The organism is Paraburkholderia dipogonis (assembly GCF_046027395.1).
Classification (GTDB): Bacteria; Pseudomonadota; Gammaproteobacteria; order Burkholderiales; family Burkholderiaceae; genus Paraburkholderia; species Paraburkholderia dipogonis_A.
The window spans coordinates 236,593-261,068 of sequence record NZ_JAQQEG010000004.1; the positions used below are offsets into that span (position 1 = coordinate 236,593).

Below are 24,476 nucleotides of genomic sequence, written 5' to 3' on the forward strand. Positions count from 1 at the left end.
ATGTTTGGAAGTCAAATAGTCGTCAAGCGAGGAAGCCGTGATGAGGCGGAGAAGCCCTTCTGGATTTCCTTTGCTGACTTGATGACAGCGCTGATGGTGCTCTTTCTCGTGGTCATGGGCGTGGCATTGCTCGCCGTGACGAAGGATGTAACGGAGAAGGAAAAGCGCGAAGAGCAGCATCGGAAGGACATAGAACTTATTCTCGACCGCTTTCAAACTGCGGCAAAGCGGTACAACGGCATCAAGATAGACCGCGACCGGCACGTCATCGATTTTGGCGACCGGGCGCGTTTCGCATTCGGGAAATCGAATCTGGCACCTGAACAGGAAACGGTGTTGCGCCAGTTCGTTCCCGAAATTCTGACACTGGCGAACGACAACCTTGGCAAGCGGGTACTCAAGCGCGTGGTTGTTGAAGGCTACACGGACAGAACGGGCACATACCTGAGCAACCTTAACCTCAGCCTTCAGCGTAGCGAGCGGGTGTTGTGCAGCATGTTTGCAACGGCTGGTGCGAGTCAGCTCGAAGAGGACCAGAAGCAGGACGTACGAAATCTGTTTCTTGTCGGCGGATATTCGTTCAATGACTCGAAGGAGACCGACGAGGAGAGTCGTCGCGTCGAGATGCGCCTCGAGTTTCTTGGTGTTGGCGAAGAGAGACCTCCGGCCCCGGCGCAATCGGGGAACTTCGGAGACTGCGCGCTGCGATGAGCGAACTGAACTACCTGGCGTCTTTACTACAGTCATCCGTCAGCGAAGAGACGCAATCCATTCGCCCGGACACTGAAATCGACGAACTTCTCGAGAAGCTGAAAGCGCGTGCGAAATCAGGTGGCGGCCGGGAACCCGTGCTTGACCACCAGCTGGATGCGGTCCGGCGGTACTGGCATAGCCAGGAAGTGTCCACGTTCCGAGATGCGTACTTGCTGTCCTTTGGTTTATGCATTCCGCACCGCCCCCAAGGCGAGTGCGTAATGGAAGACCGACCACGCTTGCAGCGTGTCCTCGACAGCGTTGACGGCTACATAACCAAAACTGCGTCATACAGGCGCTGCTATCAAGGACTCGCAAAGAGCTACTTCACGTATGACGTGGACGCGCCTGCAGCAGCGCCCGTCGGAAAGAAGAACTGGCTGACTTTGCGAGACTATCTTCACGACCGCAACCGTGAGATACGCGACAGCAGACCAGGACCCGCATGGGTCGACACGGCAATTGAAAATCGGCAGCTTTTCAACGAAGCCCCGTGTACCCCCTATGTGGACCAGCTGCTGCGCGGCGACGAATCGCATATCGACCGTATTTGTGAGCAGCTTCAAATCGGGAAGGAGTCGTGGTTCCTGCGCCAACTCGTTCTGACGCAGGTTGAAGGTGCGACGAAGCTCGATGACGACGAGTTTGTGAGCCTGCTCCCTCGCTTGCTCGGTCTGCTAGCCCACAACGAGGTGCTTCGCGACCGGGGAACAATTCTGGTCCTTGACCGATACGCCCGGGTCTCCGGTAGCCCGATGCATCCAAGACTTCGTGACCATGCCGTTTCCTGGTGGGGCAATCCGTGGCTGCCTTCAAATGCAACTCGATGGGGTGGCGTGGCGCCCGCGGCTCGAACGATGGTGTCCGACTGGTTGAAGCTCGAATTCATCGAGACATTCTTCACCAAGCTGGCAGAGGATGGACTCGCCGACCGTCGCCGAATGGAGTTCTGGAAGCGATATGTCAAGTCTATCGACGACATCGAGTTCGCATTAGGCTCGACTGCACGTAATTCGCGTGAACCGGACCTTGTCGCCCTGCGTAAAAAAATGAAAGGCCTGACTCGCGAACTCGACGCGTCCGGTGCCAACAACGCCTTCATTATGACGATGGGCAAGTTGGTCGCTGTGGAATTTAGCGGTCTCGGAAATGCGTTTTACGGCTATGACTCCAGTCGCTCACTGCCCTTCAATACGAACCAGGTATTGAAGCTCGGAAAAGATGAACGTAACTCGCTCAAGCAATCTAACCGCATGCTCTGGCTAAAGCATGGGGATGGCATTCATGGCTGGAACCGATGGGAGGATATGTTCGAAGCAACGCTTCGGGAGAATTTTCAGATTCACCCCTCAGTCGAGACGCCACGTGCTTCAGTCAGAGCCCAATCCGGAAACGAACGAGCAAAATCGACCGGTTCCGTCTCCCCTCGCGACAGTGGTCGGTCGCCGCAAAGCGGAACTGAAACGCACGAATCCTACTCGCACATCGCACTTCGAAGGCTAGCCGCGACACACGGCCTGGAAATCGATGACAGGACATCGCTCGGCGGAAATTTGTGGGTCCGAGGAAACGAGGGCGATGAGAGTGTTAATCGGGTGTTGACGGGATGGGGCTTCCGGGTGAAGCCGGGCAAGGGTTGGTGGAGATAAGGCAAAATAGTGTTCAAGCTATTCAAGCAGGCAAAAGAGCGAGACGCTGCATCCTGGAATCGGCGCTGGTCCGACCTGGGCATTGTTCTGACTCGTCGAGTTGAAAAATCCGGCGCCTCCGTCGACGGAACTCTCATAGAGGCTTACCTCACGCAACTCGCAGATGACGGTCTGGTGAGTCCGCTGGAAGACGGATTTCTGCTCGATTGGGAGTCTCTGTATGACACTCTCGAGCGCCCCGACTACTCGCAGTTGCGAGACGTGCTTCGAATCCCGGCATTCACAGATACGCGTCCCTCTCTGCGCAGCGTCCACTCATTGGCTGACCGCGAATTCGCTATTGCGATAGATGGATGGCACGTTGATGGCGGTCGTGAATTTCGCGGCACCATCACCGGACCCATGATGGCGGAAGGCACTGCAGAGGCGCTGATGCGCCCGGCGCAATGGAAACTTCTCAGTGCGGTGGTCGCGTTCTCGCGCCGCAGTGATGAGGACCGCTCGGATTTGAGCAATCGCCAAGGTTGGGGACGGATTCGAAAGCTCGCACTCGAAGCTGAGACACGGCTTGATGATTTTCTGTATCGCTCGGTGGTGCTGAGTCCGGAACAGCTCAACATCGGCCTTAGAAAGTCGTCCCATGTGGTGGATGACCACGTCATTGAAATCGAACCTGGATTCGAAGGAGCGCCTGCCGATTGGCTCGATGCTTTCGACAGAGTGCGGGAGATTCGCGACCGGTATGACATCACCACCCGGGAGGGAATTGTTCAGGTTCTGGTGACGCCGAAGGTAAAGACCGTGCTTCGCGAAATCAAGCGCTTGCCCGGACGACGCGTGGCAGGGTCAAGGGCTCAGGCGTTCCTGCTCAATCCCTACGCGGCACTGGGCGCCGATGCCAATGATGTCATCGAAGAGTCTCAGTTCGAGCGCGCCCGTGAAGACGCCGGCCTTGACTACGAGCGCTTTGTACCGACTTTCGAGCGAAACGCTGCAGGCTATCCACTTCGCGTCGGCTTGCTTATCGAAACGGCGTCAGCGAGCGGACCGACTTCCTCGAAGACGCATTGGCTCGACGACGACGAACTTTACACGTTCGTCACTGCCCTCTCCAGGTCTTTGGCACTTGGACACCAACTGCTCGCCTGGCAGGGCTACGACCTTGCTCTGCAGGGAGATTCAGAGCAGCAACTAAAAGAATTGTCGGCCGCACTGTCTCAACGTCGTACGCCTCCGACGATGGTTTCCTATGCTCAGGTCCATGACCTGGGAGGCTACTCGGCACGCATAGAAGCCATTGGCGTGGAAAAGCCATACCACTCTCCGTACATCGCGAAGAAAGACGAAGGTGAGGGATGGTTTCCCGACAACATCCTGCCTGTCATTGTTTATCAGTCGAAGGATGGCGGCGAGCCGGTGGCCGTGCCCACCAACAAGCTGGCCATTGAAAAACTCAAGAACGAGGTAGAGGCAGCCGATTCGAAAGGCGTGGCGCGGCTCGACGTCCCCTGGCTCAAGGACCCTATTTCGGTTTCCGACGCCAAGGAAATCATTTCTACGTTTGAGAGCGTCTTTTCCGATTTGGAATCGGGCAAGCCGTTTGACCCTGCAAATGTACGCAAACCACCCAGCGAACGCGGACCCAAGAAGCAGCTCGTTTTGCGTGCAAACATTCAGGCACTGGAATACGAAGAACTGCGCCGTGAGGCGCTGCAGGCGGTCCCCGCGCGCCCCAAACTACCTCTAAGCATCCGGCCCGGATTCGCCCTGCTGCCTCACCAGCAGACGGGCCTCGCCTGGATGCAGCACTTATTCAGTTTGCAGACTGACTACCAGGTTCGCGGCGCAATCCTCGCGGATGACATGGGACTCGGCAAGACCTTTCAGTTGCTGGCGCTCATGGCCTGGCTGCTGGAGCAGGAGCCCACCATAAATCCTATGCTGGTGGTCGCGCCGGTTTCGCTTTTGGAAAACTGGGCCGAAGAGGCTGACAAGTTCTTTCAGCCTGGCGCATTGCCCCTGCTGACTGCCTACGGCGACAGTCTTGCCGAGTTTCGCGTACCGCGTAGCCAGATAGACCAGCGGCTGCAAGCTGAGGATGGTCTGGTCAAGTTTTTGAAGCCCAACTGGATTGGCGATGCGAAGGTCGTATTGACGACATACGAAACGTTGCGGGACCTGGAGTTTTCGTTCGCGGCACAAAAGTGGTCATTGATGGTTTGCGACGAAGCACAACGCATCAAGAACCCAGCCGCAATGGTGACCCGGGCCGCAAAGAAGCAGAATGTCGCATTCAGGATTGCATGCACTGGAACCCCGGTAGAGAACACACTCGCCGATATGTGGTGTCTCTTCGACTACGTGCAGCCAGGGTTGTTGGGTGCCCTGAACGATTTTGGTGAGCGTTACCGAAAGCCAATTGAGGCGAAGACAGACGAAGAAAAATCTCGCGTCGACGAATTGCGGGCTCGCATTTCACCCCAGATTCTCCGACGTCTGAAGACCGAGGTCGATACGGGACTGCCTCCGAAAATCGTAGTTGAAGATTGTCGGCGGCTCTCAATTTCTGGCGTTCAGCGCAACCTCTACGCAAAGGCGGTGGATGGCTTCAAACGACGTAAAGAGCCCGACCATACGTCGCCGTTCAAAAATCACCTTGGCTTGCTGCACTATCTCAGGCTGGTATGTACCGACCCGAGAGTGCATGGTCTGAGCGTGTTCAAGCCGGAGCCATTGGGCGAATATCGCGCGAAATCTCCAAAGCTCGATTGGCTGCTCAGGCAGCTCACCGAAATCAGAGCGAAAGGTGAAAAGGTAATCGTCTTTTGCGAGTTCCGGGAGATTCAACGTCTTCTGCAGCACTATATCGAAGCCGAGCTCGGGTTTCGTCCCGACATCATTAACGGAGACACGAGTGCGTCGTCGAGTCACGTCGCCAGTCGGCAAAAGAGAATCAAGGCCTTTCAGGACGCGCCCGGTTTCGGTGTTCTTGTGCTATCGCCGGTGGCCGTCGGATTCGGCGTGAACATTCAGGCGGCGAACCACGTAATTCATTACTCGCGCACCTGGAATCCGGCCAAAGAGGACCAAGCCACTGACCGCGCGTACCGTATCAATCAGAAGAAGCCGGTCTACGTCTACTATCCAACTGTTTGGGCGGACGATTTTACGACTTTCGACGTCAAGCTCGACCAGTTGCTTGCTCACAAGAGAGGGCTATCAGAGGACATGCTCAACGGCGCCGGGGACGTGGCGCCGGGAGACTTCAATATCGCAGACGTTGTACCGCATTCGCAGAGCAACGACCTGGATGAACGAATCACTCTGGATATGGCGTTGCGCATGGGCTGGCAACACTTCGAATGTCTTGTCGGCACACTTTGGCACAAGCGTGGGTACGACTGTTATCGGACGCCGGGTACGAATGATAACGGCGTCGACGTCGTGGCCATCGATGGCAATCGGGGTCAGCTCATTCAGGCAAAGACCAGCGGAATCGATGGCACGAAACTGGGATGGGACGCCGTCAAGGAGGTCGTCGCGGGCGAAGCGTTCTACCGGCGTCGGCACCCGAGCGTGTCGTTTGAAAAGGTCTGCGTTACAAATCAATTCTTCAATTCGCAGGCACAGGAGAATGCGACCTTAAACTCTGTCGAGTTGCTTGACCAGAAGCATCTCGGCGAGCTGCTTCAAGCGCACGAAACGACGATGCTCGAGGTCGAACGGATGTTGTTTGCCGAATGGCAATCGGCGGACCTTACGGATTAAATCAACAAGACGAATGGGGAGATGATGTTGTCGCAAGTATGACGTGCAAGGTCGTTGCCGTTTGTCGGTCGGTCGTCGGGTAAATATGCATGAGCAACGCTGTGCCATATATTGACTCATCGCCTGCCGTCGTAGCGGCCGGGCGGCGTCAGCGATGAGCCCCTGAGGTAAATGCGGACGGCCTCGCTCGGTCTGGGTATTTACCCACGAAGCGTACCTCACGAAATAATCTCAGGTCGCACTTGGGTCGTAGAGCAACCGGCAAGTGGTTGCGTACCATACGCAGAACGCGGGGGACGAAGTCATGGCTAAATCAACGGTGACGTCAAAGGGGCAGACTACTATTCCGGCGAAAGTGAGAGCGGCTCTCCGCGCCCTGCCTGGCACGCGGCTTAAGTGGCACGTCACACCAGACGGTGACGTCATTGTGCGGGCAAAAACAAGGTCTGTGCTGGACCTCGCAGGGTCGTTGAAAACTGACAAGCATGTCGAGGTTGACGACATGAGTCCGTGGCGCAGATGATGCCGCATCCGATGGGAAAGTCCCTTCGCGCGTACGGACTCGACCAGCCTGACGAGCGGCTCTACGCGCAATTGGTACCCATCGCGCGCTGCTCGGCCAGGTGCAGGTTGCGAGCCTTGTGCTGTCGACATCCAACTGCATTCACTTCGACCGCCTGGTTGCCCGCATGTGACAACAGGGCCGCAAGAAAAAACGCGTGATGTTCGGTGCGACTGGCTGGCCAAGGAAAGGCGTTTGCCATCAACGTCCACCCAGAAATATGTCACGCGCGGCTATTTCTCTGGTCGTCTGCCGGTGTCGCGCAACCCGAACTCAACCAATTTTTGGTCAGTTGTGTTAGCGCACTCGCGAGGCATCGAAAACCACGCTTTAGTGAGGTTCGCCAGTTCCAGCCCTGCTAGCTCGGCTACATTGATTACTGAGTCTACAAATACTAGGCAAGGCATGCGCTCACAATAATGCCGTGAGCCGCCGGCCGTTCTCTTGTTGATTTTCCGGACAGCGATGTGGAGTACAAGTTATTGCGATGTGGAGTACAAGTTCGGGCGATGTGCGGTACAAGCGCCACCGATGCGGAGTACAAGTTGTAGCAGAGCAAGCCCGGAAAGGAATAACTACGCTGCTTTGCTTTGATATTTCGGGATATGGTCCCGCGCCGCCAATATTGCGCATTAGACGGCCATCGTTTGCACATATACCGATATATCTCCAACTCGCAAATGTTTTCATGGCCACCTCATCAACGTCCGTTCACGCGGCCGCTATCTGCCAGCCCGCCTCGCCTGACAGCCACCCTCTCCGGGATGCGCTCCCTATTCATTCTGCGCAGTCGGGCCTCATTGACACAGTGGTGCTGCGGGCAGCAACTGAGCGCGCCATCCGTCTCACGGAGCCGCACCATGACTAGGTTGCGCATATCAAAAGAAGTCGGCAACAAGGTCGCTGAGCTACGCGAACTCGCGAGCCGCACAGCCGCAGTGGCACTGACCACCTCGCCCGACGAACAAAATACAGTTTTCGATGCGGCGGAACAAATTGACCGTTTCGCCGACGGACTCGAACGTCGTGCCGGGGCGACACTCATCGAGCCAGCGATTGCCATCCTTCCATCAAATGCGACGACCGAGGAGGTTCGAACCGCGAGGCGACGACAAGCAACCCGCCGCGGCGCCGATGTGTTCCTGCCGGCCTGGTCGTCGATGGCACGCGCGTTGCCGAATGCATTTCTTCGGTCGGCGCTGTTTTCTGTCGGACGAAGCGTGCAGGCCGACAACGCGAGCCTGCTGGTGGGCGACCCGAAAATGCTCGTCGCGGAAAAGGAAATTGGCTCGTTTCAGAATATGACTCTGACTCTCAGCGGATACGAGTTGTGTCAGTTTGACAGGTCCGTTTATACCACCTGTCTCGACTACTATCGGGAGACACCGCTTTGCCCCGAGGATAGTTCCCGGCACAAACAGACGACCTTCTATGAGTTCACCCGTCGCATGGGAAACGAATACAGCGTAAAGGCGCATAAGGCCGTTCGGGCGAGCCTGCTTCGTTTAAGCTTTGCTCAACTGCGCTTGCGCTACAACCGCCTGAATATCGAAGCACCGAAGCTTCTGTCCGTGACGTTCGAGGACGGCGGCGACGACGGAAATTTCAAGGCGAGCGATGCTCTGCTGCTTCGCGTGACCGCTTCCGTTGCCGAACTCTTTGGGCCAGGCGCCTGGACCGCTGTCGATAATGAAGCGGTCAACTATGACGGGCTGCGGGGGTGGCTCGCAAGCTTCTATGCAGGCCACGCTGGCCCGCAGTGGTTGCCGGTTAAAACCTTATACAGGCTCTCCGGTTACGAGTCTCACCCGCGCAATTTCAAGGCTAGCCTCATTCGCGCTCTCGAAAGACTGAAGGACCCAAAGACGCCGAGCAGTTGTCGCGTCACGGCCTATCACTTTTCCAAAGACGGGATGCAGATTCTTGTCACACGTTCTGAATGGCGCGTTAGCCAGGTCGACTGACATAACGGGGAAGGCGCGCCATGCATGGCCACCGAAAAACAAAGGCGCATGCGGAAGGTTCGGACGAGTGATTGCTTTTCTCGCCACAACCTGGTCTGCGGGTGAATGAGTGCGCTTGCGCAATGACACAAGATGACAAGTCGAATTCGCATTCTGATACCACGCCAGCGTGTTCATGTTCCATGCCGATTAAAATTGTTACGTACGTCGGTCAGTCTGAAACCGTGCGCTTTCGCGCGGTTTATGGAGACCGCTTTTTCCGAGGCCTGCTGGCGCGTTGCCTAGGAATCGCGTTTCGGGTCACCATCAGCGGGTTGATGGTTGGCACGGGTGCAATCGTTTCGAGCCAGGATTCACGTCCTAGTGTTCGTACGACTTGTACAAGCGTACGCAGAGAAGAGCCATTGCCGCTTTCGAGGTTCCGCAGGGAAGGAACGCACGCTAATGCCTGCCCGCCCGGCGAGTGTCGCCTGGTCAAGATTACGGTGGAGTCGCAGCGTTCTCAAGCTCTCGCCTAGTTCGACTTCCCATTCTTCGACGGTCCTATTGCGCACCATTAGCTCTTCCCATCGTGCGTGACCCAGGTTCACGCGTCTCATTTATTACAGGCAGCTTTTTGCCGATTAAATGGCCAAACCCGCTATAAAGGGCAATTTTTTGCCTGCTATTTCAAGCGTACTGACAGCGGCCGGCTGAACGCTGCCCGGCCCGACCATGTCGGCGGCCGAAATCCGCCGTCCTGCATCGCGTCGTCCCGGATGACCATCCAGCTCATCGGCGGTTCGAATCGAGAACTTTGCGCACAACGGTCACTATGTCGTCATCGTCGCTGACAATCACCGGCGCCATATCTTGGCCTATTCCGCTCTCAAACAACGCAGTGCTGTACGCTTGACCCCGTGCGACCCTTACATCAAGCCTCGCCTCGCGGTCTGTTTTCGTTCCCGGCAACGTCTCGCATGTGATGAACACCGTCGCCGCGCGCAGCCTGGGATAAGGCGGGTATTGCCGCTCTGGAGAAAGGTTGCCTCCATCGTGCAGGGCATTGCGAGCGCGCAAAAAGATATTTACGCGGGGGTCGATTTCGTCGACTCCAGTGCACACGAGTGGAAGCTTTGCCTTTGCGGAAAACTTGCCGTCATGGATTGTTACGACGGTTCTGGAGTATTCAGAGGCCCAGCCGTGCGCCAAAACCAGCAAACGCTTGTAGTTTTCGTCTTCGGCTAACGCCTGGAGCGGCGTAATCGCACCGAGTGCGCCACTGCGCTGGGTAAGAAAGAATATGCGTTCATTCGGAGGTGCGGGCCACAGCATGCGACATATGCGCTCAAGACGTCGTCGATTGTAGGTCGGGTCAATAAAAAACGTTGGATAGAACGCAGACCCATCCACATCGACCGAAAACACACTTCCACTCGCTTTCAAGCGCGCAAGTCGGTTCGGTGCGACCATGCGCTTCCGTCGAAAGTCGGCTTCCGATAGGAGTCGACCTTCGCCTATCAAACGTCTGAACTCGCGCAGTTCGTCGATGACGAAAACGTTGAGCGGTGCTGGCTTAGCGCGTGACATATCGAAACCCTCCGATTGTTGACGGCCTCAGGTCCGTCCTTGCCGTTTCTCGAAAAGAGCATACCGGGACGGCACGTTGAAGCTGCATAGCACACCGGGCGTGGCCGGGCTTTACAGCGTTTGAAAAATTGGCGCTCCGCGTCGACTGATGCGCGATTGACCCAAGCGCAGAACCGCCGCGCAATATAACGATGACGGCCTCGACTCTTCGCGCCCGGTCTCGCTCGCAATGATTGGCTGAAGAAGCAACTTCGGCTGGCCGCGATTCCACGAAAACACGAATGGCCCGGACTTGCCCCTGCGCAAACACCTCGGCGAATTTGCTCCTCACTCGGTCCGGCAGGTCCGGGTCGAGGAAGTCGACGTCGGCGAAGCTCAGACGCAGCACCTGGGTGAACTCGCCAATGTTGGCAGGACGACGCTCCGGCGCGGTTACTGAGATGACGGTAATCGACGAAAGCTGCTGAAGTTTTTCCGCATCCGGCCTTGACAGTGCGAATACCTGACGCGCCCTTCCCGTTCGAGGCCTGTAAAGCTTGCTGAGAATGTACGGCTGCCGCTGCGCCATTGCATGCCCCTCAATCGCTATGTACTGCGTCGTCTTGCATCGATGCAGATACGAACAGGTCGCGACCCGCCTTTGCGCCGATGACTGCCAGCCGGCACAGGTCACTGATTCGCACCAGACCGCCGCGCGCCGTCCCATTGGAAAGCGTCTGCGCACCGACGAGCTCGATGCCTGATAAAAGTCTCGACAGCGCCGATGACTTGGTACCCATGCTACGAGCCAGGTCGGCAAGGGGCATGAAGGTTTGTCGGAACACGAGCAGGTGCTGTGGCAGCACGACTTGACATTTCTGTCCGCGCAGCACAATCGAATGTGAATCCAGCAGACCTTCGTCAATCCAGTGCTTGATGCTTTCCCACTTCCACCCGGTCGCTCTGGCCAACTGCTGAATCGACATACCGGCCTCGAGCAGCGGCGTCCCGAAATGCTGAGACACCTCTGCTCTCAGAAAGGATATTTCGCCCAATGTCCGAGCGCGACCAACGGCTTTGACCTTGCCGCTTGCGATGGACTGCATCAGCGACTCGATGGCCCGTCGGTCACCCATCCGCCGACTGGTCAATTCCGCCCAGGTGAGCGTCGCATCGTCGGCCGCTGACGCGGGCTGAGCCAACCGTTGCACACTCTCATATAAATCCAGGATGGACTGGCGGTTAACTGGCCCACCCTTCATCAGGTCTTCGCGCCAGCGGACATCCGACTGGATTACGCCGGCCGCTTTCATGCGTTCGAGCACGACGGGTGTAACGCACGCAAGTTCGCAGGCAACGACGTCGGAAATCCATCCGGCGCGTTGTCCCTGGATGCGCTCAATCTCTGCACACGGAATTTCGAACAGTTGACCACGCGTGCCGGTACGTCGTGTGCGGTGTTCGCAATCACCTGCAGAAATCGAGTCATGCAGACGCGAAACGCTGACACCAATAGCCTTCGCAGCATCCGGGGCGCGTATGTATCCAGTCGAATCCTCGGCCATTTCTTTGGCCGAATCCAGGCCCAGGACACAGTCGGATTTCCGGGCCGCGACGTCGATGATGATTTGAAGCAAAGGCTCGAGCGCGGTACCCTGGCAGACCTTGCGTAAAGTGATGTACCAGTCGCCGAGCAGCGTGTTCAGCGTGCGGGCATCCTTGCGACCGGCGGCAATGCGTTGCTCAACGTGATTCCGGAAACCCGTCGGCCAGTCGGCCAGTAACGCTTCGAGTGGCGAGAGAAATTCGACGGCATCGTTTACGAGTTTCGGCAACGCCGCGCTGCGCGGCAACCCTGGGCGCGTCGGGTCCGAATATTGGCAAAGCGTACGGATGACCTTCTCCAGCACCTTGACGTCCACGCCGTGGAGAGGCGGCTTCATGCTGCCAGACTGCTGCCCATTGCTCGCAATCAGCGTCGACAGCCACTGCTGCGCCCGCGTTGCCGGCACACGCGGCAGGCTGCTCAGGTCGTGGCCACAAGAGCACAATCCAATGTAGAGACGCTCCGGCGACAGGTGATTCCCGCACGCATTGCACTGGTCGACCAAGCGGATTTGGTGACGCGCACATGCCGTGACATAGGCGTGTTGCCAGTGGTGTCGAAGGTAAGGCGATGCAGCAAGACACGCAGGGCACACAGCGTCAGATTGCACACGGTGCAGACGCCCCCAACCCTGGCAGAGATTTTCCTGCTGCAGGGTAAATTCGGTCCACGCCTGTTCCACGTCGAGGTTACGGGCTACGTCTTCCGTGCGTGTGAGCAAGGCACGGCGGTTACGCTCGACACCCGCCGTACTTGCCAGGTCGCGCCAGTTGAAAAGCGCATTGTCTGCAGCAAGGCGTCGGTAGTAGCCCATCCCGGACTCGTCGTCCTTGGGCGCGTAGGCAAGAACGAGGCTCATTGTTTATCTCCTGATTTTTTTCGAACTGGTACGGACGCCGCGTTGCTGGTCATCACATGAACGTATGCCTGCTTCAGCGCCGCCGGTTCCACGCTGGCGCCTTCGCTGCCAGCATCTTGGAACGCCAGTCTGTGTGGGGACCCCGCATGGCTGACAGATTCAATCGCCTTCTGACAGTCTGCGTATGTAATCGCGCGCGGCGCTTCATTTGCCATCACGTTGGCCAGCTCACGCATGAAGTCAGCGAGCACCCCAATCAGGCCGCCCGTGAGTAAATAGCATTGCTGCGTCAGCACGCGTGGAGGTACGTCAATCGGATAGCCCGCTGCCGAAAACAGGCGTGCGTAGTTGGTGACGCACGAGACGAAGGCGACCATCTGGTCAGCGTCGGTTGCGTCGTACGGCAGAAAGTTGCGCGGGGGACAAGCGCGGCTACGCAGTTGTTCATTTGCCGTGAAAAGCCGTTCAAGCCGCGGAATGCCGAAGAGAATCAGCGTCATACTGAGCGTGTCCGAAAGCGTCTTGAGCCAGTCGCTTGCTGCGCGTGGTGGCACCCGTGACCCCTCATCAACAAGGTGCGAAATTTCATCGAAAATCACGACGCGTGTGCCGGCCAGGCGAAGCTGTTCCACCATCCAGTCAAACATCGCGCCCGCCGTCATGCTGCGGGAAACCTTTATGCCCAACGCGCCCAGCACACTTTTGGGAAGCAGTTTGGCCGTTGCGGAGGGGGGCACATTAACAACCAGTACGGGCACATGGCGTCGTCCGTCAATGCGGCTGGCAGGGTAGTCACGAGACAGGCTGGCGATGAGCGATGATTTGCCCGCGCGGCTCGGACCCGGAACGCGAACGATTTTTGGCGCGAACCCATCGAGGGCATCATCGATGCGCCGTTTTAACGCAGTGAGGTGCTCCATGAACGTCCGATGCGGTAGCTCGCAAGTCTCGATGTCCCGGCGCAATTGTTGAGCTGGCGTCACAGCAGTTTTTCTCCAGTGGTTCTGTTCACAATGTTCATCAAAGGTGCGTTGTCGTACGAGATGTCTTCGGACGGAAGACTGCCGGCCGGCAACGATGGATTGGTTGAAGGTGCAGGCCCAAACGGCGCAGCCGCAGAAAGCGGTCGGTCGATGGCCCGCTGGACGGCCGAGCTGTCTTTGGCGCGGCGCACGGTTTCGTTGTTTTCCTCGCGTTTGCTGCGGGTCTTGCGCTTACTGCCTATCCTGTTTCCGGTGACTGCTTCGTCCATGTCCCGCTCGAATTGGACTTTTTCATCCGGAACTGTCCAGTCATCCATGCCCGCGTCGAATCGGGCTTTGGCTTCCGCGAAGGTCCATGCCGGCGTGTCTGGGCGGACGTGTTCGTGTGTCAGCGTGACGAGCGGGAAGTCGTCGCCCTCGTACACATATGCCTGACGGAAATCGTCGGGGTTGTAGACAATGTGGAGTTGTGCATGGTCACCATACTTGGCCAGCAGGTACGACATCGCTTCGCCTCGGTACCTGAACCCATGCTCCAGCGAGATGCCCGTCTTCGCGCTCAGTACGCACTTCTTGTGTTCGAAAAGCGCAGCCATCCATTCACGACGCGGCGGCGGCAAGGTGATGGGCTGTCCCAATTCTTCGGTCTGGTAACTCAGGCGCTCAAGTGGTGTCTTTCCCTTTACTGAATCGACCAGCAGCTCGTCCCAACGCAGCCTGTCGAGGGGACTGTTGACCCAGTCCTCATAGAGCCATCTGACAATCCACTTCTCCAACTCGACATCGGTCATCAACACGTCGCCGAGCGCCACGGGGTCGCGCACACCGTCCTTCCCTTCGAAGCGCGTGCATCCGGAAAGACGCTGCAGTGCTTGCTTGAGGGATTTATTCAGGCGTTCGATGAATGGCTTGCCTTGAGCTTCCTTAGCCTTGCAATGCTTGACATCCATTCCTAACCGCTGAAGGCGAACAATTCGGCCACCTTTTGTCTCCGAACCATTGTCGAAAATGACCTGTACCGCCGTGCCATAAACGTTCAGCGCGTGAGCGATGCCAAGCTCCGCAAACCGGGCTGCCTTAGCGGGCGTCAGGTACATTTCGAGGCACAGCAACGAATCCATCTCGCGCGGCGAACCGATGACGAGTCGCCATCCCACCGGATAGCCGGTGCAAACATCAATTGCGAGAACCAGATAGATGGTCCGGGCGATGCCGTGGGGTGTGATTACAACGAATGGCAGATGCACCGCGTCCTGCTCAATTCGGGCGAATGGAAACGGCGCCCGAATACGATTCTTCGCAAATGATTTGCCTGCGACCCGATTAAGCGGGTCCATCCGGTCGTATTCGGCATCAACGGTCAGGTCATTAATCCTGGCGCGCACGAACTTGCGACTGATGGCATGCCCGACAACATGCAGCAAGCGGCGACGAGCCTCACGGTTGATGTATTCCGTCAGGTCAAGAATCGTCCATTTGGATTCCGTGACCAGGAAACGCTCCTGGATGACTTCGTGGACAAATTCGACAAGTTCTTCCGAATACCTGGCATCAGCATTGCCTTTGTTTTTGTCACCCTTGAGAACCGGCAGGCCAAGCAGTTGGTTCGTGTGAGCCCGGTACAGGGTTGCGCGCGATGGAAACGGGCGGACAAGGGGCTTATCTTCGTTTTCGATAAGATAGGCTTCCCGAGCCAGAAGTAACGCGGCGTTAAACGACAGGCCCCGTTGGTCCCGGATGGCATTTATGCGCCGCAGCGTGTCGTTCAGCACGCTCACCCTGCTGTGCAATTCCACATTGTCGTACTGGGCGGCAATGCTGACGCGTGGCATGCCTTTGCGATGCAGGACCAGACTGCCGTCGGAAATTCGCGCGCGGACGTCGTCGTATTCGACATACCGGGCCTCACGTTTCTCAGCATCGAAGAGCTGGATAGAGCCCGCGTGCAGGCGACTGTCGAGCACCTCGAAGAAGCTGTCCGGTTTGCCGGGCAGCGCGAGTGTGTCTCCGGCGCGCAGGTCCGACATCATGGCCGCAGCCCCTCAATCAGACAGAGGTGGCTGAGGTCCCCGTACGCGGCAGACAGCTCCAGCGTGGAGCAGATTTGGTGATGCGCCAGGTCCGCCTGCAGCACACCGGTAGCGAGCAGTGGAGGAATCAGGCCGGTCGGAATCTGGAGGTCAGCGCACAGCGCCCGCTGCAGCACCGGGCCCGATTCGCAGTAGCCTTCGACCCGGTCGATGATGTCCGGCGTCAGGTATTCGCGGGCACGCGCTATCGCCGGCTTCAATAGTTGCGCGTTGACGAGGACCGGATGTCGCTCATTCGCAGGCACGACGACCGTGGACAGCGGATAGCAGTAAGCCTCCATGATTTCGCGGGCCCGCTCGACCTTGTTCCAGTACCGGCCATCGCCCTCAAAGCCTTGGAGCTTGACCTCGTATGCGCGCTGCAGCCCGTCGGCCTGAACGGTCGCAAAGTCTGGCGTGTACTCGACCTCTCCGACGCGACCGCCACGCAACCTGCGCGCTTCGGACAGTTCTTCGCGCGTGAACAGGAGGCGTTCGCCAATCAGGTCGACGGTGAACGGTTGCTGCCTGAAAGAGCGCACACGCGGGTCGACGCACAGCATGTGCGCTACCAAGCGCTCCGCGTCGGAGTCGACGGTGATGTGGCCGTCGGCCTTTTCGGCATACGTGCCGATGCGGGCCTTGCCGTACGTCCGCGCCGTGAGTCGAACGCCGGCGTTCGCAGCACTCAGCCGACTCCGGACACCATACGACGGTGCGCTTCTCATTTCGCACCTCCGACCGGAGCCTGCAACCGGCGGTGCGTCAGCGTAGTGACCCGGGATGCAGCTACGCCCCGTCGGGAGGGTGGCTTGAGTTGTAACGTTATTGTCAGCATTCTGTTCTCGCAAAAAAATGGCTTGCTGAGAACGTTTAGTGCTGTGGCCCTAGCGACCGGTCGTATACGACCGAAATTAGTCGTGAGAGAATTCCGGCGGCATAGAAGCGCAGGCTTGAATGAAGTCGAGAGAGGACGATGGAAGAACCGCCGAACAAGCGTAGCCGGCTGCAACTCGAGCCGTATGGCGAGTGGGAAGAAGAAGCAAAGGGACTCATAGAGGAAGAAATGATGCGTCGGGGCATCCGCTACAAGCAACTTTCCCGGCTGCTCGAACAGCTGGGCGTCTACGAATCGCCCGACCAGCTCAACCGCAAAATTAACCGAAAGCGTTTCTCGGCATCCTTCCTCATAGCCTGTCTGCGCGCCATGGGTGTGGAAAGCATCGCGCTTTATCAGTTCAAACAGGAGCAGAACAAAGAGGCGTAGGTGACTGGTTACCCCCGTCACCGAATCCGCCCGCAGCCAGACCTGTTTCATCGCCCGCTCCCGCTGTACCCTCTCATAAAATGGGGGCCTGACCTGGCGGGCGGTCGTCGCGACTAATAAAGGCGCATTCCTGGTGCTGCATGCCGGCATTGCGCCAGCTTGGGTTTACCACCGTAGGCAATAGTAGGGGGATTTTCAAGCTGCCAAAATTTCTCCGGCGATGAAAACATCAACGCCGCTGAGCATACGCGTACCCGTTCGGCCGAGCATTTCCCTTAGAGTCTGTTTACTTCTGGATAACACACTTCCTGCCGATAACATCGAGGCTCAACATCAGTTGCTGGCCATGTTGGTCGACGGGAGCTTGGAGTTGAAACTTGAACGAGATGCAGGTCATCCTAACGCCCGCCGAGCGGCTCCACTACCGAGACTTGTTGAGGAGCGCGCGCTACGAGACGCTTGCGGACGCGGAGGGGTTTGAATCGATTTGCTTCGCGATTGAGCGCTTGGGTATGCGGCTGCACGGTCAGGTCGCGGCGATGGGAACCTACCGAACAGCTCTCAGAATTCTCGCCAACGAGTCAACAATTTTTAGCGAGCTACCAGCACAGTTTCCGCAGCTTTTTATGCCGTTTGATGCGCTGTTCGAGGCAATTCGTCGGGCACGTAACGACGCGATGCACACGGGTGTTTACGCTCGCAGCATCACGCATAAGGCGAACGAGCTTTGCCTCGGCTTGGAGGACGCCCTTATGGCAAACGGACGCATGGACGACGAGGCAATCGTCGCCCACTTTATGGTTCGCTCTCCCATCGTCGTTGAGGGATGGCAGCCCGTGGCGCAAGCACGCCAGCTCATGCTTACCTATTCAATTTCGTACCTTCCGTGGTGGAACGGCGACAAGTGGACGCTGCTTTCCGAAACGAGTGTGCTCCGGTACCTGCGGTCTGCACGAACGCCAAATGAGCGCGTCGGCTTTCCGGCAAGGCAACTGCAAACGGCAGAACTGGACCTTATCGACGCAGTGACCGTCCCGCCCGACACAAAAATCGACGAATTGCTGTCGATGCTTCCGGCAGATAATGCGTCGAAGCTCTGGCTCGTCGTCGACAGCGTCACTCCAGAGCGACTGTTGGGAGTTTTCACTCCCTTCGACTTGTTGTAAGACAGTTGAACCCATCACGCGCCAGCAGTATTGCTGGCGTGACTGTGCGACTCTAAAGCACCCCAGCGACGTGGCGACCAGTTGGACTTAACTGCGCTACTCGGACATCGCTTCGATTGCGTCGGCAAAAATTCGAACACGTTCCTCTTCCAAACGCTGAATTTCAACCGTCCTTTCGTTGATAGCTCGAAGTGCATGCTTGGCCGCGGCACAAGCGCGCGCTGAAGGAAGGGGAACTACAAGTCCTCCAAGGTCAGAAAGTCGAATGTTACGAACCGTACTTCCGGTGACGATTTGTCGGAGACGCTCTGCTCCAGTCCGACTTTTGAAGAAGAGATACAGTGCCTCCGCGTAACTTGCAGATTTCGAACGCAATATTAGGCAGGAGTTCGGCACGGATACAGGACCACCGTAGGCGTCCTCCACGAGCCCCATGGCACCGACCGCCCCTTTCGCCACCATGACTATGTCGCCAGGTTGAAGGTCGGCAGCTGTTTCAGACGTCTTTATACGTTCCGTCTCGCAAGTCTGGTCTGGCGTTATTTCGATAAATCGAACATACGGCGACGCGCGGACTATGCTTTCGGTGCTCAGGCTTGCGCCAAATCTAACCGAGCCCATTGATACTGACGATGGACGAATAATCTGCACGAGGTCACGCAGTGACACGCGATTGTCGGCCACTTCCTCGCCGGACGATGAGCCTGTGAGTATCATGCGTGGGAGAAGCGAGCCACTGCGCATAATTTCTTCGCTGGTCAGTCTACGACTGTTATCAGCATCCTCGATGCGGCCTTCGATGCCATCGAAAATGCTGCGGGTAAGAGTGCGGCTCGACTCAACCTCAATTCTCCGACCCCGGCCCCTGGTGCCCGCAGTTGGACGCTCAGGCAAAGTCATGACGAACACGGATGCGTCTGCAGATGGCTCTCCAGAGAATCGGAGAATCAGCACAGAATACTGGTGGGTTGCAAGCGGCGTCACGCCATTGGGAAGCTCGAGTACCGCTTCTACACGACCCGATGAGAGAAGCTCATTACGAAAATCAGCCGCCTTTCCAGTACGATAGAGCATGGAACTCGGAACAAGCGCAATTAGCCGTTTGATACTGGAACCGACGGCCGAAATAACCCCGCGTAGGTCTTCACTGGCTGCATAAGGAAGCTGTTTTGCATGCGCACCGCCCAAAACGCCGGGAATAAGTGGAAACGCCGCTATTGCGACATCGTTACTAACATCCGCTTTAGAGACACGCTCGAACGGCAAAAATCCATTGGACTTAACGCCAACCACGTTTTCCGCCCCCCCGATGACGGTCCAGGTGGTGGCACGGGTGATTGCGACACATAGCGCCGGAATGTCAGACCCGGAGCAATACTGTTCGACTGACACGCCAGCCCCGTTCAATCGAGATGCCACAAGGCAAAGCGGGTCCTGCAGGACAACAGCCCGCGTATGCGCCCCCTCTATAGCAAGGTCCGTCAGGAGCTGCGCAATATCCGGCGTCAGCAACGCCTCCCCACGGCGTCTCGCGGTGTCCGAACTCGAAACCCAATCGAGAATTTCAGAAAGGTGAGGCGCCGTCTGTTCTAGTAGCGCCCGCAAGTCCGCCTGGAGGACGGACACGGCATTCGACCTAGGCGAATCTCCCCTTTGCACGCCAGCGAGCATCGACAATGCAGCCTGATATGCATCAGGAACACCGTGGTCGCGCAGGGTCACCACAAAGTCCCGGAATTCGTCGGTCGGATTCAAAGGACGATTCATCTTAGTTGCGCTCCATCTGCGGGCTTCTGACCGTTCCTTCGGGGTATGGACGGGTATCGAACGTAACGTGCAAATCTAGCTTTATCGGCGGCAAGTTCACCGGGTGCAGCGCCAGGGCCGTAACGATAGCAGCGAAAGCCGGCCGCCAGGACTGGCGCGACTTGGGCGCAATTGACTCTTCTTCTCGCGTCAGATTTTTCATTTTCTTGTGACTCAGAGTTTTGACCATAAAATCATGACATGATTTATCGGCGAGTGACAAGCGCCTTTTGCGTAAAGGAAAGCGGAAATTCAAGCTAAGGCGACACCCAGGCCAGCGAAAGCAATCTGTTAGATTCAGCCGTTGAATGCGGCATGGCTTCCAAATCCGCCACCTCCCCGCTTCGGCGAACCTGTCAAGAACATGACGACCAGCCCCCCCGTTCGACGTGCGGCATTACCCCGCACGGGCCGCCGGTAATGATGCCAGCCGGGAACCGAGCTTCGCGTTGCCTCGACGGTGGCTGGACGGATTTTTACTGGCGGAATCAACCGGTCACCGTATGTTTGGACGCCTCGAGGCGCTATGCTCAAGTCGCTCAGCGAGCCGAGGGGGCATTCAAGATAAAATCACCAACAATTTCCTGACGACAGACCACGCAGGTCAAACCACGAGGGGATAGGCTCGGAGCTAGAAGGCGGTATGGCTCACGGTTCGTCGCACCGCAAAAGTGCGACCGGATAAAAAACAACTGGCTGGATTCACGGGGCGCAGCACATGGCGACTAGAGCCAACGCGTTACAGTATTTGCAAGTAGCTATGGACAACCGTGGCGTTGAGTTTCGGGATGGGCAGTGGGAAGCCATTGACCATATCGTCAATCAGCGAGGCAAGGTGCTGTGCGTCCAGCGCACCGGCTGGGGCAAGAGTATGGTGTATTTCGTTTCTGCCAAGCTGATGCGCGACCAAGGAGCGGGCGTTACTCTCATCATTTCGCCACTTCTGGCTTTGATGCGCAATCAGATTGAAGCGGCAGAGCGACTCGGTCTACGGGCATTGACGGTCAACTCGACCAACCGAGAGGAGTGGGACCACGTGCGGAACGAGTTGCTTGCCGACCGTGTCGACCTACTGTTGATTTCCCCGGAGCGTCTAGCCAACGACGAGTTTATAGCGCAGACCTTGCAACCAATTGCTGCCCGCATTGCGCTGCTGGTAATTGATGAGGCGCACTGCATCTCTGACTGGGGTCACGACTTCCGTCCAGACTATCGCCGCATTGGTCAAGTGCTGGCTCGATTACCCGGGAATATCGCCGTTCTAGCCACGACGGCCACTGCCAATCGGCGCGTGGAGGAGGACGTCGCGGAGCAGCTCGGCGGTGCCGTCGCTGTCCAACGGGGCCCCTTGATTCGTAATAGCCTTGCTCTACAGAACATCCAGCTGCATAGCCCTGCCGACCGCTTGGCGTGGCTTGCAGAGCATATTCCTCAACTGCCCGGCAGTGGCATCGTTTACGCGCTGACGACTCGTGATGCCGACCGCGTCGCAGAGTGGCTTCAACAGAACGGTGTCGACGCGCATGCGTACCACTCCGGCAAATTGGATGGCGAGCGACAGGCCTTGGAGCAAGCGCTACTGACGAACGACATCAAGTGCCTAGTTGCGACTAACGCACTTGGTATGGGTTACGACAAGCCCGACCTCACCTTCGTAATCCACTATCAGACACCCGGCAATGTCGTCGCCTACTACCAGCAAGTCGGTCGTGCTGGGCGTGCCATCCCGGTGGCCTATGGAGTTCTGTTGTCGGGGGAAGAAGAGGACGCCATCAACGAATTCTTCAGGGATTCTGCCTTCCCACCAGAATGGCAGGTAGAACGAGTTTTGGAAGCCCTCGAGAACGCCGACGATGGCATGAAGGTGCGTGAAATTGAGCGCGCTGTGAACCTGCGCCAATCTCAGATTGAAAAAGTGTTAAAGCTCCTCGTGGTCGAGCCACGTTCTCCAGTAATGCGTATAGACGGTGCGTGGTACCGCACGGCGAATCCATACCAGTTCGACCGTGGACGTATCGAACATCTCACCAATCAGCGAGAAGCTGAATGGGAGCAGATGAAAAACTATCTGGAAAACGAGTCTTGCCTGATGCGGTTCTTGGCTGGCGCGCTGGATGACCCAGCTGCGAACGCTTGCGGGCGGTGTGCAGTTTGTTTAGGGAACCCCGTGCTTCCCGTTGAAATTGAGCGCGCGACGAAGATTGCTGCGCAAAGATTTGTTAGACACAGCGAAATGCCACTGGCGCTAAAGAAGCAATGGGACCTTGAGGCGCTCCCAGACTACGAGGTCGCTTACGGATGGTCTAGACAAAATATTCCACCGGCCCTCCGAGGCGAAGACGGGCGCATCCTTTCCCGGTGGGGAGAACCGGTGTGGGGAGAACTTGTCGCGAGCGGAAAGGCAGAGGGTCGCTTCGACGACGAATTGGTCGATGCAACCGCCGACCTGATTCGGAATCGATGGCGCGAAGCCGCAGGTATTGAATGGGTCACGTGCATTCCGTCCCGTCGACATCCTGAGTTGGTACCAGATTTTGCGGCGCGCTTGGCTAATGCGTTGGGCGTTCCCTTTTTGCCGGTCATTCAGAAGACGCGAGAAACCGAACCACAGAAAAGAATGGAAAACCGTTTCCATCAGTGCCACAACTTAGATGGGGCATTTGAGGTTCATCTGCCGGATGGGGCTGAATCGCCTGTCTTGCTAATCGATGACGTGGTCGACTCTGCGTGGACATTGACTCTGGCAGCGGCATTGCTACGGCAAGCCGGGACGTCTGCCGTATTCCCCTTTGCACTCGCAACCACAGCAGCAAAGTAAAACGAAAAGGATATGAGTCAAACCCTTCTAAGCGTCGATACCGAGGTAATCCTGCTGCTGTGTGGGCGGTTTGGTGGTGAACGTCAAGACCCGTTTCAGCCGTTGTCGGCGCGCGACTACGGTGAATTCGCCAAATGGCTGAATGCTCGTGGCCTACGTCCTGCAGACTTAATGACGGCAGAGGGACAGGCGCAACTGCTGGAAGTGCATCAGGCAAAGTTAGATGGCAAACGTCTCGAGTTTTTGCTGACGCGGGGAACCGCGATGGCCTTGGCGTTGGAGCGTTGGAATCGCAGTGGTCTGTGGGTGATTTCACGCGGTGATTTGGAATTTCCGAAGCGTCTGAAGCACCATCTAAGGCATGCGGCGCCACCGCTGTTGTACGGGGCGGGGAGTAGGGACATCTTGAACAGAGGGGGACTCGCTATCGTCGGTTCGCGCGATGCGTCTGAATCCGCACTCGAGTTCACGAGAGATGTCGCGGCGCAATGCGCGCATGATGGGCTATCGGTTGTCTCCGGCGGAGCTCGTGGCGTTGATACCACAGCGATGCAAGGTGCAGTCGATGCCGGCGGTTATGCCATAGGCGTGCTTGCGAACGATTTACTCAAAGCTAGCGTCCATAAACAGAATCGGGTGGGCCTACAGAGCGGGCGGTTGGTGCTCGTCTCGCCGTTTTATCCGGAGGCGGCGTTCAATGCCGGGAACGCGATGGGTCGGAACAAGCACATATATGCGCTGTCCGACCGAGCGTTAGTGATTGACTCCGCCTTGGGAAGCGGGGGTACTTGGGAGGGCGCGACGGAAGCGCTCAACCGGAAGTGGGTGCCGCTTTACGTTCGCACACCAGGTCACGGCGCCGGGAATGCCGCGCTAGTTTCGAACGGGGGCATTCCGTTTAACTACGTGCCCGGGCAAGGCATCTCTTTATCAGACGTCTTTGCCAGAGAAGAATCGAGTATTTCGAACCGCGCCGAGCTTGATGCCGCACAGTCATCTCTTTTGGATACCGCGCAGGAAGTCGTAGCACCGGAGTCAAACGAGACAAAGGACCACCAAGAAATTACTGAACGTGGTGAAGAGGACATCGCCTCCCCGGGTGCAACTGACGCTCCCGCGGCGGAATTAGCGCCGATAGAACCGAGTAAGCCAGCTTTCACAACCCAAACCGAGCCTCTATCGGCCGCAAACTCCTTAGATATGTACCAAGACTTCCTCGCGAAGGTTTCTTTGGCGCTAGCGTCAGCCCCCTTGACTGAGGACCAGCTTGCGACTTGCCTAGGTCTCGAGAAGTCTCAAGCAAAGGCATGGCTTGCGAGAGCTTGGAGCGAGCAGCGCGTTGAGAAGCTCAAAAAACCTGTACGGTATTCCTTGGGCATTCAATCATCGCTTCTAGCGTGACGCAAGCAACTCGCTCGAAACTACTCCCCACAGACAAGGTGACCGTAAAACCGTCACTAATTCTTATGTGATAAGAGCAATTATCAATTAAGAAATAATCGTGCGGACAGAGACCGCACTATCACTTCCTTCTCGCTCAAGCCGCCTCTCGGAGGCATGACCTGAACGCTGACATCGTGTCCAGCGTGAAGTCGGATGTAGGGTCCGTTACACGGGACAGCTACAGCAACTCTTCTATCTCCATAAGGTCAGTCATG

The 24,476-nt window shown here is 57.2% G+C and carries 17 protein-coding genes; 9 read left to right on the top strand and 8 right to left on the bottom strand.

Annotated elements, in window-relative coordinates; translation table 11 throughout:
• The 5 genes from PQR32_RS06640 (at position 1) to PQR32_RS06660 (ending at position 8,696) form a co-directional block, all read left to right on the top strand.
• Positions 1–711 carry an OmpA/MotB family protein gene (locus PQR32_RS06640; RefSeq protein WP_408223418.1) on the top strand — a complete coding sequence of 237 codons (711 nt, stop codon included), beginning with the start codon at positions 1–3 and terminating at the stop codon, positions 709–711.
• Positions 708–2,402, top strand: a complete 1,695-nt coding sequence (locus PQR32_RS06645) for an EH signature domain-containing protein (RefSeq protein WP_408223420.1) — start codon at positions 708–710, stop codon at positions 2,400–2,402. Before PQR32_RS06640 ends, PQR32_RS06645 begins: the two co-directional genes overlap by 4 nt.
• Positions 2,403–2,411: 9 nt before the next feature.
• Positions 2,412–6,170, top strand: coding sequence for an SNF2-related protein (locus PQR32_RS06650; RefSeq protein ID WP_408223422.1), 3,759 nt, complete (start codon positions 2,412–2,414; stop codon positions 6,168–6,170).
• A 304-nt stretch (positions 6,171–6,474) separates the two neighbouring features.
• Entirely contained in the window at positions 6,475–6,693 is a 219-nt protein-coding gene (locus PQR32_RS06655) for an AbrB/MazE/SpoVT family DNA-binding domain-containing protein (RefSeq protein WP_408223424.1), read from the top strand.
• Positions 6,694–7,592: 899 nt separating this feature from the next.
• Positions 7,593–8,696: a replication initiation protein gene (locus PQR32_RS06660; RefSeq protein WP_408223426.1), complete on the top strand. Its 1,104-nt coding sequence runs from the start codon at positions 7,593–7,595 to the stop codon at positions 8,694–8,696.
• Between the two features lie 771 nt (positions 8,697–9,467).
• On the opposite strand, the gene PQR32_RS06665 is transcribed toward PQR32_RS06660, so the two are convergent.
• From PQR32_RS06665 to PQR32_RS06690, 6 genes are read right to left on the bottom strand one after another with little or no spacing between them, the layout of a single operon-like run.
• Positions 9,468–10,265, bottom strand: a complete 798-nt coding sequence (locus tag PQR32_RS06665) for a hypothetical protein (protein ID WP_408223428.1) — start codon at positions 10,263–10,265, stop codon at positions 9,468–9,470.
• Positions 10,252–10,833: a hypothetical protein gene (locus PQR32_RS06670; RefSeq protein WP_408223430.1), complete on the bottom strand. Its 582-nt coding sequence runs from the start codon at positions 10,831–10,833 to the stop codon at positions 10,252–10,254. The genes PQR32_RS06665 and PQR32_RS06670 overlap by 14 nt, the downstream gene beginning before the upstream one ends.
• Positions 10,834–10,843: 10 nt before the next feature.
• Complete coding sequence (locus PQR32_RS06675; protein WP_408223432.1) at positions 10,844–12,709, bottom strand: TniQ family protein; 1,866 nt, start codon at positions 12,707–12,709, stop codon at positions 10,844–10,846.
• Positions 12,706–13,629, bottom strand: coding sequence for a TniB family NTP-binding protein (locus PQR32_RS06680; protein ID WP_408223434.1), 924 nt, complete (start codon positions 13,627–13,629; stop codon positions 12,706–12,708). Before PQR32_RS06680 ends, PQR32_RS06675 begins: the two co-directional genes overlap by 4 nt.
• 59 nt (positions 13,630–13,688) lie before the next feature.
• On the bottom strand, positions 13,689–15,722 hold the full coding sequence (locus PQR32_RS06685) for a TnsB C-terminal domain-containing protein (protein ID WP_408223436.1): 2,034 nt from the start codon (positions 15,720–15,722) through the stop codon (positions 13,689–13,691).
• On the bottom strand, positions 15,719–16,489 hold the full coding sequence (locus PQR32_RS06690) for a hypothetical protein (protein WP_408223438.1): 771 nt from the start codon (positions 16,487–16,489) through the stop codon (positions 15,719–15,721). The genes PQR32_RS06685 and PQR32_RS06690 overlap by 4 nt, the downstream gene beginning before the upstream one ends.
• A gap of 248 nt (positions 16,490–16,737) precedes the next feature.
• On the opposite strand from PQR32_RS06690, the gene PQR32_RS06695 reads away from it, so the two are divergent.
• Together PQR32_RS06695 and PQR32_RS06700 are read left to right on the top strand one after the other, a co-directional pair.
• Positions 16,738–17,028 (top strand): DUF6471 domain-containing protein, encoded by a 291-nt coding sequence (locus PQR32_RS06695; protein WP_408223440.1) that lies wholly within the window; start codon positions 16,738–16,740, stop codon positions 17,026–17,028.
• A 377-nt stretch (positions 17,029–17,405) separates the two neighbouring features.
• A complete protein-coding gene (locus tag PQR32_RS06700; RefSeq protein ID WP_408223442.1) occupies positions 17,406–18,194 on the top strand; it encodes a hypothetical protein in 789 nt (262 codons plus the stop codon).
• A 96-nt stretch (positions 18,195–18,290) separates the two neighbouring features.
• Here PQR32_RS06700 and PQR32_RS06705 read toward each other — a convergent pair whose 3' ends face one another.
• Positions 18,291–19,961 (bottom strand): restriction endonuclease subunit S domain-containing protein, encoded by a 1,671-nt coding sequence (locus tag PQR32_RS06705; RefSeq protein WP_408223444.1) that lies wholly within the window; start codon positions 19,959–19,961, stop codon positions 18,291–18,293.
• A gap of 1 nt (position 19,962) precedes the next feature.
• Complete coding sequence (locus PQR32_RS06710; RefSeq protein WP_408223446.1) at positions 19,963–20,223, bottom strand: hypothetical protein; 261 nt, start codon at positions 20,221–20,223, stop codon at positions 19,963–19,965.
• Positions 20,224–20,760: 537 nt separating this feature from the next.
• On the opposite strand from PQR32_RS06710, the gene PQR32_RS06715 reads away from it, so the two are divergent.
• Both PQR32_RS06715 and PQR32_RS06720 read left to right on the top strand, forming a co-directional pair.
• On the top strand, positions 20,761–22,818 hold the full coding sequence (locus tag PQR32_RS06715; protein ID WP_408223448.1) for a RecQ family ATP-dependent DNA helicase: 2,058 nt from the start codon (positions 20,761–20,763) through the stop codon (positions 22,816–22,818).
• Positions 22,819–22,830: 12 nt separating this feature from the next.
• The gene (locus PQR32_RS06720; protein WP_408223450.1) at positions 22,831–24,219 is read left to right on the top strand and encodes a DNA-processing protein DprA; all 1,389 of its coding nucleotides are present in this window, start codon (positions 22,831–22,833) and stop codon (positions 24,217–24,219) included.
• The last annotated feature ends 257 nt before the right edge of the window (positions 24,220–24,476 follow it).

What these genes read in the sequence shown, in the direction of transcription:
- PQR32_RS06640 (WP_408223418.1), top strand. Translation starts at nt 1, where the DNA reads ATGTTTGGAAGTCAAATAGTCGTCAAGCGAGGAAGCCGTGATGAGGCG.
- PQR32_RS06645 (WP_408223420.1), top strand. Translation starts at nt 708, where the DNA reads ATGAGCGAACTGAACTACCTGGCGTCTTTACTACAGTCATCCGTCAGC.
- PQR32_RS06655 (WP_408223424.1), top strand. Translation starts at nt 6,475, where the DNA reads ATGGCTAAATCAACGGTGACGTCAAAGGGGCAGACTACTATTCCGGCG.
- PQR32_RS06660 (WP_408223426.1), top strand. Translation starts at nt 7,593, where the DNA reads ATGACTAGGTTGCGCATATCAAAAGAAGTCGGCAACAAGGTCGCTGAG.
- PQR32_RS06665 (WP_408223428.1), bottom strand. Translation starts at nt 10,265, where the DNA reads ATGTCACGCGCTAAGCCAGCACCGCTCAACGTTTTCGTCATCGACGAA.
- PQR32_RS06670 (WP_408223430.1), bottom strand. Translation starts at nt 10,833, where the DNA reads ATGGCGCAGCGGCAGCCGTACATTCTCAGCAAGCTTTACAGGCCTCGA.
- PQR32_RS06675 (WP_408223432.1), bottom strand. Translation starts at nt 12,709, where the DNA reads ATGAGCCTCGTTCTTGCCTACGCGCCCAAGGACGACGAGTCCGGGATG.
- PQR32_RS06680 (WP_408223434.1), bottom strand. Translation starts at nt 13,629, where the DNA reads ATGGAGCACCTCACTGCGTTAAAACGGCGCATCGATGATGCCCTCGAT.
- PQR32_RS06685 (WP_408223436.1), bottom strand. Translation starts at nt 15,722, where the DNA reads ATGATGTCGGACCTGCGCGCCGGAGACACACTCGCGCTGCCCGGCAAA.
- PQR32_RS06690 (WP_408223438.1), bottom strand. Translation starts at nt 16,489, where the DNA reads ATGAGAAGCGCACCGTCGTATGGTGTCCGGAGTCGGCTGAGTGCTGCG.
- PQR32_RS06695 (WP_408223440.1), top strand. Translation starts at nt 16,738, where the DNA reads ATGGAAGAACCGCCGAACAAGCGTAGCCGGCTGCAACTCGAGCCGTAT.
- PQR32_RS06705 (WP_408223444.1), bottom strand. Translation starts at nt 19,961, where the DNA reads ATGAATCGTCCTTTGAATCCGACCGACGAATTCCGGGACTTTGTGGTG.
- PQR32_RS06715 (WP_408223448.1), top strand. Translation starts at nt 20,761, where the DNA reads ATGGACAACCGTGGCGTTGAGTTTCGGGATGGGCAGTGGGAAGCCATT.
- PQR32_RS06720 (WP_408223450.1), top strand. Translation starts at nt 22,831, where the DNA reads ATGAGTCAAACCCTTCTAAGCGTCGATACCGAGGTAATCCTGCTGCTG.